The organism is Streptomyces sp. NPDC002018, from assembly GCF_042890865.1.
GTDB lineage: Bacteria > Actinomycetota > Actinomycetes > Streptomycetales > Streptomycetaceae > Streptomyces.
On record NZ_JBIASO010000001.1, the window covers coordinates 558,512 to 572,155 of the forward strand.

At 71.2% G+C, this 13,644-nt stretch carries 11 protein-coding genes and 1 pseudogene; 7 read left to right on the forward strand and 5 right to left on the reverse strand.

Features of this window, described 5'->3' with window-relative positions; translation table 11 throughout:
• The first annotated feature begins 282 nt into the window (after positions 1-282).
• The 4 genes and pseudogenes from ACFYYH_RS02385 to ACFYYH_RS02400 form a co-directional block, all read left to right on the forward strand.
• Entirely contained in the window at positions 283-1,515 is a 1,233-nt protein-coding gene (locus ACFYYH_RS02385) for an ROK family protein (protein ID WP_388544740.1), read from the forward strand.
• A gap of 52 nt (positions 1,516-1,567) precedes the next feature.
• Positions 1,568-3,091 carry a M81 family metallopeptidase gene (locus ACFYYH_RS02390; protein ID WP_388544742.1) on the forward strand — a complete coding sequence of 508 codons (1,524 nt, stop codon included), beginning with the start codon at positions 1,568-1,570 and terminating at the stop codon, positions 3,089-3,091.
• Positions 3,088-3,891: a copper homeostasis protein CutC gene (locus tag ACFYYH_RS02395; protein WP_388544744.1), complete on the forward strand. Its 804-nt coding sequence runs from the start codon at positions 3,088-3,090 to the stop codon at positions 3,889-3,891. Before ACFYYH_RS02390 ends, ACFYYH_RS02395 begins: the two co-directional genes overlap by 4 nt.
• A 114-nt stretch (positions 3,892-4,005) precedes the next feature.
• Positions 4,006-4,242 (forward strand): annotated as a pseudogene (locus ACFYYH_RS02400) (ECF transporter S component); the annotation flags it as partial.
• A gap of 33 nt (positions 4,243-4,275) precedes the next feature.
• Here ACFYYH_RS02400 and ACFYYH_RS02405 read toward each other — a convergent pair.
• On the reverse strand, positions 4,276-5,181 hold the full coding sequence (locus ACFYYH_RS02405; protein ID WP_388544747.1) for a LysR family transcriptional regulator: 906 nt from the start codon (positions 5,179-5,181) through the stop codon (positions 4,276-4,278).
• 74 nt (positions 5,182-5,255) lie between these two features.
• On the opposite strand from ACFYYH_RS02405, the gene ACFYYH_RS02410 reads away from it, so the two are divergent.
• Positions 5,256-6,047 carry a hypothetical protein gene (locus tag ACFYYH_RS02410; protein WP_388544750.1) on the forward strand — a complete coding sequence of 264 codons (792 nt, stop codon included), beginning with the start codon at positions 5,256-5,258 and terminating at the stop codon, positions 6,045-6,047.
• Positions 6,048-6,100: 53 nt separating this feature from the next.
• Positions 6,101-7,102, forward strand: a complete 1,002-nt coding sequence (locus tag ACFYYH_RS02415) for a DMT family transporter (RefSeq protein ID WP_388544753.1) — start codon at positions 6,101-6,103, stop codon at positions 7,100-7,102.
• A gap of 60 nt (positions 7,103-7,162) precedes the next feature.
• Here ACFYYH_RS02415 and ACFYYH_RS02420 read toward each other — a convergent pair whose 3' ends face one another.
• The 4 genes from ACFYYH_RS02420 to ACFYYH_RS02435 all read right to left on the reverse strand — a co-directional run bounded on the left by ACFYYH_RS02420 (position 7,163) and on the right by ACFYYH_RS02435 (position 11,433).
• Positions 7,163-8,329: a pyridoxal phosphate-dependent aminotransferase gene (locus tag ACFYYH_RS02420; RefSeq protein WP_388544755.1), complete on the reverse strand. Its 1,167-nt coding sequence runs from the start codon at positions 8,327-8,329 to the stop codon at positions 7,163-7,165.
• Positions 8,326-9,261, reverse strand: coding sequence for a diaminopimelate epimerase (gene dapF, locus ACFYYH_RS02425; protein ID WP_388544757.1), 936 nt, complete (start codon positions 9,259-9,261; stop codon positions 8,326-8,328). Before dapF ends, ACFYYH_RS02420 begins: the two co-directional genes overlap by 4 nt.
• A 259-nt stretch (positions 9,262-9,520) precedes the next feature.
• A complete protein-coding gene (locus ACFYYH_RS02430) occupies positions 9,521-10,225 on the reverse strand; it encodes a 2OG-Fe dioxygenase family protein (protein ID WP_388544759.1) in 705 nt (234 codons plus the stop codon).
• 158 nt (positions 10,226-10,383) lie between these two features.
• Positions 10,384-11,433 (reverse strand): iron-containing redox enzyme family protein, encoded by a 1,050-nt coding sequence (locus ACFYYH_RS02435; RefSeq protein WP_388544762.1) that lies wholly within the window; start codon positions 11,431-11,433, stop codon positions 10,384-10,386.
• A gap of 285 nt (positions 11,434-11,718) precedes the next feature.
• Between ACFYYH_RS02435 and ACFYYH_RS02440 the strand changes: the two genes are divergently transcribed.
• Complete coding sequence (locus ACFYYH_RS02440) at positions 11,719-13,539, forward strand: BTAD domain-containing putative transcriptional regulator (protein ID WP_388544765.1); 1,821 nt, start codon at positions 11,719-11,721, stop codon at positions 13,537-13,539.
• Positions 13,540-13,644: the final 105 nt, after the last annotated feature.

Consider the following 13,644-nt stretch of genomic DNA (forward strand, 5'->3'; position numbering starts at 1 on the left):
GCATGCGTCCCAGAGACCGGGGCGGGTGCCGCAGGACCGGCACTGCGTTCACGACAGCTAACGCCGGACACGCCTGAGAAACAAAGCAAGAATTAGTAACAAGTAAGTTACTTCGAGTTCGAAGAAAGTTTTCTTGCCTCGATCGGCCCTCTTTCGTGGGTGCATTTGGATTGATTTGAGGGATTTCGTGGACGGTTCGCTTTCTTCACCGGACTCTTCCCTTGCATGAAGCGCGGGCATACTGTCGTCGCCATACACACCGTTGCGGAAGTTACTTCTTACATGACTGGAATAAGTGCTTGGGATGGCAAGGCGGCGAAAGGCACCTCGGCTCTCGCCGTGCGGGTCCTGGAACTCGTCGCATCGGGCCAGGCCTCGTCGCGCGCCGAACTCGCCGGACTGCTCGGCGTCTCCGCCTCCACCATCTCCCTCAGCGTGGCCCAGCTGGTGGAGCGCGGGCTGATCGCCGAGGAGGGCACCCAGTCCTCCACCGGCGGGCGCCCTCGCAAAGTGCTGAGACTGGGAAGCGACGACGAGTTCGCCGTCGCCGCCGACCTCGGCGGCCGGCACGCCAGGATCGGTGTCGTGCTGCCCGGCGGCGGCCTGACCGATGTCTCGACCGTCCCCTTCCTGATCGCCGACGGTCCCGAGGCGGCCCTGCCCCGGCTCGCCGAGACCCTGGAGGCGCTGGCCGAGCAGCGCGGACGGGACCGACTGCGCGGGGTCGGGCTCTCGCTGCCCGGACCGGTGGACATCGTGTCGGGCTCCGCTGTCATGCCGTCCCGGATGCCGGGCTGGAACCGGTTTCCCGTCACCGCCTGGCTGGAGGAACGCTTCGGCGTCCCGGCCGCCGTGGACAACGACGCCAACTGCATGGCGGTCGGCGAGCACACCGTACGGCCCGCCGAGTTCCGGAAGACGATCATGGTGAAGATCGGCTCCGCCATCGGCGCCGGCGTCATGGTCGACGGACATCTCTACCGGGGCGCCACCGGCGCGGCCGGTGACATCACCCACATCCGGATCGGCGGCGGCGGCGACATCCCCTGCTCCTGCGGCAACACCGGCTGCCTGGAAACCGTGGCGTCCGGCGCCGCCCTGGTCCGCATCCTGCGCGAGCGCGGGGTCGACGTCAGCCGCCCGGAGGACGTGGTGCGGCTGGCCGTCGACGCCGACCCGGAGGCCACGCGCGCGGTTCGCAGGGCCGGCGACTACCTCGGCCAAGTGCTCGCGGCCAACGTCAACTTCTTCAACCCGGACGCCGTCTACCTCGGCGGCATCCTCTCCACCTTGGAGCCGTTCGTCGCCGCTGTGCGCAGCCAGCTCTACGAGAGCTGCCACCCGCTGGTCACCGAACACCTCACCATCGAGCGGGCCAGCCTGGGCGCCGACGCGGGACTGGTCGGCGCCGGACAGTTCGCCCTGCAACGCGCCATGGCCCATGCCCTGCGCGGGGTCGGCGGCGCGGAACCGGCCACCGACCGGTTCCGCGCCCCCGCGCCCCGCCACGGCTGACGCCCTGACGCCCGACGCCTGAAGCCCCACTCCCTACGAGCTACGAGGAGCCATGCCGCACTCCCGCACCGCCGCGGCCCGCCCGGTCATCGCCATCGCCGGACTCGGCATCGAGTCGTCCACCTTCTCTCCCGCTCGCACCCGGGCCCCCGCCTTCCACCCCTCGCGCGGCGCCGACGTGCTGGACCGCTACCCCTTCCTTGCCCCCGGCGAGGAACTGCGCGAGGCAGCCGACTGGCACGGCGCCCTGGTCGGCAAGTCGCTGCCGGGCGGCACCGTCACCGCCGACGCCTGGGCCGAGCTGACCGACGAGCTGATCGAGCGGCTCGCCGCGCTGCCCCAGCCGGACGGCCTCTGGTACGACATCCACGGCGCCATGACCGTGGAGGGCATCGACGACGCCGAGGCGGTGCTCCTGGAACGTATCCGCGCCACCGTCGGCCCCGACGTGATCATCTCCACCTCGATGGACCTGCACGGCAACGTCTCCCGCGAACTCGTCCACGGCAGCGACCTGATCACCTGCTACCGGATGGCCCCGCACGAGGACCACATGGAGACCAAGGAGCGGGCCGTCCGCAACCTGGTGGACCTGCTGGTCTCCGGCGCGCCCCGCCCGGTCAAGGCCTGGGTGCCGGTGCCGGTGTTGCTGGCCGGCGAGCAGACCTCCACCCGGATCGAGCCGGCCAGGAGCGTGTACGCGGCCGTGGCCGAGACCGAGGCCGTGGACGGCGTGATCGACGCCGCGATATGGGTCGGCTACGCCTGGGCCGACGAACCGCGCAACCGCGCCGTGGTGGTGGTGACCGGCACCGACCGGGCCGCCGTGTCGGCCGGTGCCGAACGCCTGGCCCAGGGCTTCTGGAAGGCCCGCGACGACTTCGACTTCGTCGCCCCCACCGGCACCTTCGACGGCATTCTGGACGAGGCCCTGGCCGGTGACCTGCGCCCGTACTTCATCAGCGACACCGGGGACAATCCGACCGCCGGCGGCGCCGGTGACGTGACCTGGGGCCTGACCCGGCTGCTGGCCCGCCCGGAGTTCCAAAAGGACGACGGCCCGACCGTCATCTATGCCTCGGTGCCAGGACCGGTCGCCGTCGCGACTGCCGTCGCTGCCGGTGCCGGCGCCACCGTCACGGTCACCGCCGGTGCCGAGGTGGACGACCGGCACGCGGGCCCGGTCACCCTGACCGGTGTGGTGCACGCCGTCCGGCACGACGACCGCGACGCCGAGACCGAGGTCGTCATCCGTGTCGGCAGCGTGTACGTGATCCTCACCAAGCTCCGCAAGCCCTACCACCACGAGCACGACTTCACCGGCCTGGACCTCGACCCGCGCGGCGCCGACATCGTGATCGTGAAGATCGGCTATCTGGAGCCCGAGCTCTTCGACATGTCGGTCGGCTGGAAAATGGCGCTCACCCCCGGCGGTGTGGACCAGGATCTGGTACGCCTGGGCCACCACCGTATCCGCCGCCCGATGTTCCCCTTCGACCGCGAGATGACCGACCCGGACCTGTCGGCACGCCTCATCCCCGCCTCCGACCAGCCCCTCAGCGGGGACGACGAGTGACCGCACGACCCGCCCTGGAAATCGCCGTCACCTCACCGGCCGGCGCCCGCACCGCCCGGGAGAACGGCGCCGACCGGGTCGAGCTCTGTGCCGCCCTGGAGCTGGGCGGCCTGACCCCGTCCGCAGCCCTGGTGGAGGCAGTTGCCCGGGAGGGGCTGCCGGTGCACGTGCTGGTCAGGTGCCGACCCGGCGACTTCGTCCACGCCGCGGAGGAAATCACGCTGATGGCCGCCGAGGTGCGGTCCGTCATCGCCTCCGGCGCCTGTGGCGTGGTGATCGGCGCGCTGACCGCCGACGGAGCCCTGGACACCGTGGCGGTCGCCCGGCTCGTCGAAGCGGCCCGCGCCTCGGGCCGCCCGGTGGACATCACACTGCACCGCGCCATCGACCAGTCCGCCGACCCGGTGGCCACCGCCGCACTGCTGCCCTCGCTCGGCCTTACCCGGGTCCTCACCTCGGGCGGCGCCCCCACCGCGGCCGAGGGGCGGGAGACGATCGCCGCGATGGCCTCCGCCGCACCCGGGGTGCAGGTGATGGCCGGCGGCGGGGTTCGCCCCGCCGACATCCCGGCCCTGACCTCGGCCGGAGCCTCCGCCGTCCACCTCTCCGCCAAGACCAGGGCGCTGACCCCGCGGGGAGGCCGCTGGGTGCCGCTCGGCACTGGGGGCGCGTCGGCCGAGCAGGACACCCACTTCGTCACTGATCCCGAAGTGGTGGCCGAGGCACGGCGGGCAGTGGACGGGGCGGGCCGGGGCCCTGCTCCAGGGCAGGCAGCCCTGGACCGCGTTCTGGGCACCTGAGCGGATGGGCATGGGAACATCGCCCCGCCGTCGGTGCCCAGACCCACGCTGCCTGCCGCCCCATGGACGAGCCGCACGGCGTAGTCGCCCCGGACGCCTCACGCCCTCAACTGCTGGACCCCTTACCTCGCCTTCGGCCTGGCCACCTCCCTCGGCCGGGACACCGGCCGCGCCGTCACCAACTTCCTCTGCGTCACGCTTGCCGGCCCCGCCGTCCTGGCCGCCTTCCGCCGCGCCGCGCGCAAGGCGCGCTTCCAGGCGCCCGTCCGCTTCACCGCTCCCACACGGCTGGTGAGCAGGCCGGGACGCCCTGGAAGGGGGAGTGCCGGTCGCGGCCGGAGAGGGCCCTGAGCCGTCCCGGGCCCCCGTGTACGCACCCCGGCTCTACCGCCCCGCCGCGCCCGCCCCCTCCGTGAGCGCGGCCACCAGGTCGTCCACCACCGGGGGGCCGCCCGCGAGGCGCAGGGCTTCGACGCGGTGGGAGAGTTCCGGGGCCGTCAGGGGGACTCCGAGCAGGTCCCGGCGGCCGGTGAGGGCGAAGCGCGGGAGCAGGCCCAGACCCTGGCCGCCGGCGAGGAGTTCGGTGTACGTGCGTACGTCGAGACCGTCGTAGCGCAGGGCCACCCGCAGTCGCGACCCGTCGCCGAGCGCGGCGCGGAGGTCCGGCAGGGGGGCGCTCACGCCCGGTGCGTCGATCCAGCGGGCCTCCACCAGATCCGCCAGCCGCAGACCCGTTCGGTGTGCCAGCGGGTGAGAGGGCGGCAGGGCCACGACCACTGCCTCGCGGTGGACCGGTACGGAGCGCAGCCCGGCCACCCGGGGCAGTCGCAGCGGGTCGTCGGGCAGGGCGAAGCCGTCGGCCAGGCCCAGATCCAGCGCGCCGGTGGCAACGCCCTCGGCGACCGCCTGCCGGTGCAGCGTACGCACGGTGAACTCGTACACCCCGGCCCGCCGGGCCGCCTCGCCGACGATCCGCAGCGCGTCCGCCGTGGCCGCCAACGGGCATACGCCGACGGTCAGTCGACCGGTGGGGCCGCCCTTCATGCGCTGGACCTCCGCGCGGGCCGCGTTGATGCGCAGCAGGATCGGGGCGGTGTGTTCCAGCAGCCGCGCACCTGCCTCTGTCGGGCCGACCGGCCGCCGGCGGACCAGCTCGACGCCCAACTCCCCTTCCAGTGCCGCTATCTGCTGGGACACCGCGGACTGCGTATAGCCCAGCTCCCGGGCGGCGCCGGAGAAGGAGCCGTGCGTGATGACGGACGAGAACGTCTGGAGCAGTCGCGGATCCATCACATCAGCATCCCTTATCAAGGAATAAGAAGCGATCGTTTGCGCTTTTCTCGCATCCACTGGACGATTCCGGCGTGCCCACCACCATCGCCCCGCCTCCTCAAGCCGGCCCGGACCCCTCGGGCACACACCCCTCGGGCACACATCCGTCGGGCGTACGGCCCGCCCGGATCGCGCTCGTCGGCGAGCGGTCCGCGGGGGTGCCCGCGCACACCCGTTACGCGCCCGTGCTCGAAGCGCTCTGGCGCCGCGAACGGCTGCTGGTGGACGCCTACTGGGTGTCGACCGCGCAGGTCGGCGACGCCCGGGAACTGGCCGGGTTCGACGGTGTCTGGCTGGTGCCGGGCAGCCCGTACCGGAGCGAGGCGGGAGCGCTGACCGCGGTGCGCACCGCGCGTGAACGGAACATCCCGTTGCTGGCGACCTGCGGCGGATTCCCGCACGTCCTCCTGGAGTTCGCCCGCCATGTCTGCGCGATGGACGACGCGTCGCACGCGGAGAACTCCCCCGGTGGCGCGCTTCCGCTGATCGTCCCGCTGCCGCACGGCCTCGCGGGCCACGAGGCGACCGTCCATGTCGAGCCCGGCTCACTGGCCGAGGCGGCGCTCGGCGCCCGTACCACCGTGGAGCGCTACCAGTGCACCCACGCTCCGGACCCCCGGTACGAGGGCACGCTGAGCGACCACGGGCTGCGCTTCACCGGTCACGACGACGACGGGCACCCCCGGATGGCCGAACTGCCGGGGCACCGGTTCTTTCTGTCCACCCTGTTCCAGCCCGAACTGGCCGACGACACCTCTCGCCCCCACGCCCTGGTGCGTGCCTTCGCCGCCGCCGCGGTGGCGCACAGCGCCGAAGTGTCGTGAGCGGGAACCCAGTTCCGCCCCTCGGCATACCCGGAAACCCGAAAGGACCCAGAGTGCCCAGCTCCGTAGACGCGTTGACCACCACGCCCGCCAAGGCGTGGGTACCCCAGTTCCTCATCTGTTCCATGATCTGGGGGTCCGGCTTCGCACTCATCAAGATCGGTGTCGAAGCCGGGATCGAACCCGGCTGGGTCGCCTTCTGGCGCTGCTTCTTCGGGGCCCTGGTGCTGTGGGCCCTGGTGCTGGTACGACGCCTCGGTGTGCCGCGCGACCGGCGCGTCTGGGGCCACGCCCTGGTGGTGGGCACGGTGCTCAACGCCCTCCCCTTCACCCTGTTCGCCTGGGGCGAGCAGCACATCAGCTCGGTCACGGCCGGAGTGTGGAACTCCACCATCCCCCTGTTCACACTGGTCTGGGTGCTGGTCATGCTTCCGGACGAGAAGCCGACCCTCCGCCGGCTGATCGGCATCGGCACCGGCCTGTGCGGCGCCCTGGTGGTGCTCGGTGTGTGGTCCGGCGGCCAGGACTCACTGATGAAGGGGAGTCTGATCTGTCTGGTCGCCACCGCCTCGTACGGGCTCGGCTACACCTACACCCGCAGGTTCCTGTCCGGCGGAGACATACCCGCGATCACCCTCACCGCCATCCAGGTCACCTGGGGCGCCATCGAACTCGCCCTGTTCGCACCGCTGCTGGGGGGCGCGCCGCACTGGGGCGGAGTGGGCCCGATGGCCGCCATGGTGGTGCTCGGTGCCGTGGGCACGGGGCTCGCCTACATGTGGAACCTGTCGGTCATCCGTGCCGTCGGTTCGACGGTCGCCTCCACGGTCGCGTATCTGACCCCGCTGTGGGCGGCGATCGTCGGGGTGTTCTTCCTCAAGGAGTCGCTGGGATGGAACACTGTGGTGGGCGCGCTGCTGATCGTCAGTGGTGTGCTGCTCACCCGCACCGCGGCACCGCGTCCGGCGCCCTCGGCGCCGACGGCGCCGCCGGAGACGGGGGACGAGCCGCGACGGGCCGAGGAGGCGGAGGCCGGGCAGCCCGTGAAGCCCTGACCGGGGCGGAGCGCCCCGACCAGGGAACGGGGGAGCGCCCGCACGACCGGGGGAGCGCCCTCACTCACCGGACGGGCCGGACGACGGCCCGTCCGGCAGCGGTTCCGTGTCCGGGAGCCGTCCCGTGTCCGGCAGCGGTCCGGTGTCCGGGAGCAGTACGGTGTCGAGCCGCCGCAGACCCTCCCTCACCGTGTCGGCATCCCGGGCGAAGCCGAGCCGGAAGCCTTCCGCCGAGCCCATGGTCTCCCCGGGGGTCAGCAGCAGGCCGACCTCCAGCGCCCGGCGGCACAGCGTCAACGAATCCTCGCCGGTGAGCAGTTGTATCCATCCGAAGGGCGTGCCGTCCGGCGGCACCAGGTGCACGGCGTCCGGGTGGCGGGCCGCCCACTCCTCCACGAGCCGCAGGCCCGGGGCGCACAGCCGGTGGTACTCCCGTACGTAGTCCTCGTGGCGGTCCAGCGCCGAGCAGGCCAGGGCCTCGCACAGCACGGAGTTGGCGATCGAGGTGAGGAACTTCCGTTCCGCGCACGCCTCCGCGACCTCCGGCGCGCCGTACATCCAGCCGGTGCGCAGGCCCGGCAGGCCGTACGTCTTGGACAGGCCGGAGACCGAGATCACCCGGTCCTGGCCGACGGCCGGGGAGCGTGACAGGTCGATCGCGTACTCCTCGTCGACCAGCAGATAGGCGTCCCGCTCGGCCACCAGGGCGGCCAGCGCGCGCACTTCCCGCTCGCCGACCCGCCGGCCGGTGGGATTGCAGGGCGAGTTCAGCGCGATCAGCCGCAACTGGTCACCGGCCGCGGCGGCCACGGCGGCGGCGTCGACGGCCAGGTCCGGCCCGTACGGCAGGACCGTCACCCGCGCGCCGTGCCGGGGCGGCAGGTCCAGGAGCGGCTGCCAGCCGGGGTTGAACGCGATCACCTGGTCGCCGGGCCGCAGCAGCACGTCGAACAGCAGGAACAGCGCCTCCTGCGCGCCGTGCGTGACCGTGACCGACTCGGGCCGCCCGCCGTACAGCCCGGCGATCCGGCGGCGCAGCTCCAACGTGCCCCGGTCGGTGCCGTAGTCGAGCCTGAGGTCGGCGGGGGCTGTCAGGTCGGACAGGACACGGCTCGGCACGTAGCTGTTGCCGAGGTCGATGTCATAGCGGCCCGCCGAGTCGACGAACGTCCAACGGGCTATGGAGTAGGCCGGCTTCGCCAGGGTTCCGGTGCCGGCGGGCGTCATGCCGCGCTCCCGTGGCCCGCCGCGACACCCGCGGCCGTCCTGCCGGGCTCCCCGTCCGGCACGGCGGGCACGCCGAGACCGGCGCGGAACCGTGGTGCGAGGGTCCCCGCCGCCACCTGCTCGACGGGGCCGGACAGGGTGACCCCGCCCTCGGCGTCGATGGCCGTCTCCACGGCTCCACCGGGCATGAGCACCCGTACCGTGCGGTCGACCAGGCCCAGAGCATGGGCCACGCTGACCGAGGCGCAGGCGCTGCTTCCGGAGGCCAGGGTGTAGCCGGCGCCGCGCTCCCAGATCTCGATCTCCACCGTCTCGCGGTCGAGAACCCGCATGAACTGCACGTTCGTGCGTTCGGGGAAGGCCGGATGGCCCGCGATCAGGGGGCCCCACTCCCGTGCGAACGCGGCGGACACCTCGGGCAGCGGGACGACGGTGTGCGGGTTGCCGTTGTTCAGACAGCTCACCCTGAACTGTCGACCGGCCACCTCCAGCGGCCGGTCGAGGACCTGTCCCGTCAGCTCCGGAGCGGGAACGTCGGCGGCCTCGAAGCTGGGCCGCCCCAGGTCCGCCCGTACGATGCCCGCGTCGAGGTCCTCGATCCGCACCGAGGTGTCACCGGCGAGGGTACGGATGACGAACTCCTGTCCCCCCTGGTGGTACTGGGACAGGTGGAGCGCGAAGATGCGCAGTCCGTTGGCGCTCTTGCCGCAGACGGTGCCGTCGGAGTTGAAGATGCGCAGCACGACCGGCTCACCGGCCCGCACGGGGCCGACCGGTCCCAGCAGCACCCCGTCGGCGCCCACGCCGAAGTGCCGGTCGCACAGCAGCCGCGCGGCCCGGGGTGTGGACGGCAGGCCGAGCAGGTCGATCCGCAGGGGATCGACGACCAGGTAGTCGTTGCCCAGGGCCTGGTACTTCACGAAGTCGTGCACGTGCCACCTGCTTCCGGGAGTCGTGACGGTGTCCGGCCGGCTGTCGCCCGACCGTGCGGGCCGTACACCGACGTGTGGCGGTCGTGCGGTGTGAGGCCCCGGGCGGTGCGGCCCCGGGCGGTCCGGTCCGGGCGGTGCGGCCCCGGGGCGGTGCGGCCTCGGGCGGTCCGGTCCAAGGGGTCCGGTCCGGGCGGTCCGGACCCGGGCGCGGTACGACCCTGAGGAGTACCGCGCCGAGCGGTCCGGACCCGTGCTCCGCCTACATCGCCGACGGCTCGGGCGCGTCGGTCAGGGCAGCCTCGTCGTGGTCGTCGCCGTACCACTTCTCACTCCAGCGGGAGAAGGCGACGATGACGATGTCGCGGTGCCCGGGACCACCGTCGGCCGAGAGCACATCGGTGACGTCGTGGGCGATGGCCCGGTCGTCCAGCAGCACGGCCTGCCCGGCCTCCAGGGTCCCGTTCCAGAACGGCTCCTCCGCGCCGGGCTCCCACAGCCGGGTCAGGCCGCCGCCGACGTTGTTGCGCCGCAGGACAGCGATCATGACGAACTCGTGCCCGTCGTGGTGCACGCCCTCCGGGGTCAGCGGACCGGACTTCTCGCCGGTCGCCCGGGTGCGGTTCTGGTGCACATTGATCTGCCAGTCGTCCTGGGTGTCCAGGGGAAAGCCCTCGGCGCCGGCCCGGATGAGCGGTGTGAAGTCCACCTCGATCGGCAGGTAGCCCCGGCGAATACCACCGGCGACATTGTTGAACTTCTTGTATGTGGTGTAATCCCGGTGCGGCAGGAGCGCGAAGGTCCAGCCGGCGTCCTCCGTGTGGCTCATGCGGTACTGCGAGAACCGCTTGTACCGGGTGCCGTTGCCCATGTACTCGTCGACCGGGCAGTTGTCGTAGCTGTCCAGCACGCTCTGCTGGACCGCCGGGATCTCGATGACCGAAAAACGCTGGGCAGTCAGTGGCATAAGGACCACTCTTCCTTCCATGAGGCTTGTTCCGAGGGGCTTTCCAGAGGATTCCGGCGATTCCGAGGATTCCGGGGATTCCGGGAGTGCGTGACATCCAGGACTTCCGGAGTTCCGGTGGAACTACCGAAGGATTTCGGTCTGGTCCGGTCGGCACCTCAACGCGCGACGGCGCGGTGCTCCGCCTTCTCACCGGAAAAGCGTTCCGACACCTCGGCCAGCCGCTCGTCGAGATAGCGCGCCGAGCTGTTGAGCCGCCACAGTGCCCCGCGGGCGATACCCAGCCGCATGAATTCCGAGGGCGCCGACGGCTTCACGATGTTGTGGAACCAGCCCGCCGCGTGCTGGGAGTCGACGGTGATGTGCAGCCGGTGATAGACGATTCCCACGTCCGGCAGACCAAGGCGCTCCCACGCGCTCACCACCTGTACGAAACGGTCCGGTACCAGCCATTCGGTCATGCCCAGGAAACCGACGGCCTCCGGGTACCGGTACCGATACCGGCTGAGCAGCACCGCGAGATTTCCGCTCAGGAGGGCGGTGCCGGTCAGTGACTCCTCCAGTTCCTTCTCGGAAACCTTGAACACGTCGAAGATCTGGTTGAAGAGATGGGTGTGGACCTCCGCGGGCTTTCCGTTCCCCATCTCGTCCCAGAAGTTGGCCGCGATCTCCATCTTCGCCGGGCCGCTCGTCCCCACCTGCATCAACGCCAGCAGGTCGTCGAACCGGCCGTCGACCACGGACTCCTGGATCATGTAGGTGCGCACATCCGCCTCGGTGGCGTGGTTGCGGATGAAGTCCATGTAGTACGGATGCTTGAAGACACGGTGCTGCCGGGCCTGTTCCTTGAGCCAGGACAGGAACTGACCGGGGTCGGACGGCAGGTCCGCCAGCAGGGCGGCGTCCATCTGACGTTCCTCGCCGCGCAGCGTCGCCCGCTCCAGCAGCCCGGTCACCTCGTGGACCGCGAGCGAGCCCTCCGCCGTCGGGGCATCCGGAATCCGCAGGATCAGATGATGGAGGCGGGACAGCAGGAGCTGCTGGTGATAGAAGCTCTCCGGATCTCCGGACAGCGCTTCGTCGTTCAGCTCATTGACCGCCGCCAGTATTCTGTCGCGTTCCTTTCCCGTGAATTCCCGGTCCACTTCGTCGGCCGGTTTCGAGAGCCAGCCGGATATCTCCTCGACCAGCGCGAATGAGTCGTACACGCGTTCCCCCCTTCGATTCGTGCGCCATGTTTTCAGAAGTACTTGCAACGACTCCCGGCCAAGTCGCCATTGCGGTCCGGGTATGGCCGCAAACGGACTTGCACCGAACGGCGATCACTGAACCCAGGAAGACTCTCAGGTGGTTGTGGCGCCTGCGTGGCTGGACGGTGGCGCGTGTGCCTGGCACCATGGAAGCCGCCGGAACGCCCATTGCGGGATGCCCGCTCCGCGCTGTACGCGGTGACCACAGCGATGCTTCGACGGGACGCGAGATGGGGGCGCGAGGTGGCAAAACAGGCGGAAAGCCCGAAGTACCGATTACTCGGGCCGCTGCGTGTACTGCACGGCGGAAGGGACGTTCCCGTACCGGCCGCGAAGTTACGGATCTTGCTGGCCTCGCTGCTCCTCCAGGCCAATCAGATGGTTTCGGCGGACGAATTGGTCGCACACCTGTGGGGTGAGAACCCTCCCACGGGCGCTCACACCACGCTGCGCTCGTACGTCATGCGATTGCGCCGGGTCCTGCGCCAGTCTCCCGACGAGCGGTCGGAGCCGATCCGGACCCTTTCGGGCGGCTATCTGGTGACCGTCGACGAATCCCAGCTGGACCTGCTGCGTTTCCACAGCACGCTGGCGACGGCCCAGCGCATGGCCGCCGAAGGCGACCAGGGACGGGAGAGCGCGCTGCTGCGCGAGGCGCTGGGCCTGTGGAGCGGGCCCGCCCTGTCGAACGTGCCCTCCGACTCCCTGCACCGCGACTTCGTCCCGGGTCTCACCGAGCGCCGCCACAGCGCGCTGGAGCAGCGCATCCACCTCGATCTGGCACGCGGGGCGCACCGTGAGGTGATCGCCGAACTCCAGGACGTGGTACGGGCGTGCCCGTGGCGGGAGCGCTTCTGGGCGCAACTGATGCTGGCGCTCTACCGGCAGGGGCGGCAGGCCGAAGCACTCGACGCGTTCCAGCAGGTCGGCGAACGGCTGCGGAACGAACTGGGTATCGCCGTCGGGCCGGAACTCCGGTCCCTGCACCGGCAGATCCTCACCAGCGACCCGGCGCTGGACCTGCCCCCGCGCTCCACGATCACGGCGGCGACCAGCCTCGTCCCCGCCGAACTTCCCCTGGAAACCTGCCACTTCGTCGGCCGTCAGAAGCAGCTGAGCCAACTGCGTGACCTGCCCGCCACCGAGACCCGCCAGGCGACCCACGCGATGGCCGGCGCGCGGGTCTGTGTCGTGGACGGGATGGCGGGCGTGGGCAAGACCGCCTTCGCGGTGCGTCTCGCCCATCAGCTCGCTCCCCGCTTCCCGGACGGGCAGCTCTTTGTCGACCTCCGGGGATTCGCCCAGCCCGAACCCCCGGTGGAGCCGGCGACCGCGCTGGAGCTCGTCCTGCGGTCGCTCGGCGTTTCCGGCCCTGGACTGCCGTCGACCGAGGGCGCTCGCGCGGCGCTGTTCCGGGGCCTGACGCGGGACCGGCGGATCCTGCTGGTGCTGGACGACGCCGCCGACGAGGAACAGGTCCGGCCGCTGCTGCCGGACGCGCCCGGCAGCCGGGTCATCGTCACCAGCCGTCGCCGACTGGCCCGTCTGGACCACGCGCGACTGCTGACGCTGGACGTCCTGGCGCGGGACGAGGCCACCCAGCTGTTCAGGGCCGTCGTCGGTCCGCGCCGCGTCGAAGCCGAGCCGGTCCAGCTGGTCGAGTCGGTCGTCCGGCACTGCGGCGGACTGCCGCTGGCTCTCACACTCGCCGGCGCCCGGCTGCGCGCCCGTCCGGGCTGGGACTTGAGCCATCTGGCGGAGAGCCTGGCCTCGGGCGATCCCCTCGGCGCCTATGGCGTCGCCCGGTCCCTCCAGCTCTCGTACGTACGCCTGTCCGCCCCCCAGCAACGGATGCTGGGCCTCCTCGGGCGGCGCCAAGGATGTGACATCGACGGTCAGGCCGCCGCACTCCTCGCCGGCATCACACCCCGCGAGGCCGAGACGCTCCTGGAGAGCCTCGCCGACGCCAATCTCCTCCAGGAGCCCGCCCCCGGCCACTACCGCTTGCACCGCCTGGTCCATGAGTTCGCGGCCGGACGAGATCCAGCGCGTGCTGCTGGATGACGATCTCCCGCGCCCGTAGCACCACCATCCCCAGGGCGACGCGGCGCTCGCCGACCGGATCTCCCACGACGCAAAGCCCGCTCGCTCACACCGGTGCCAGGTGGG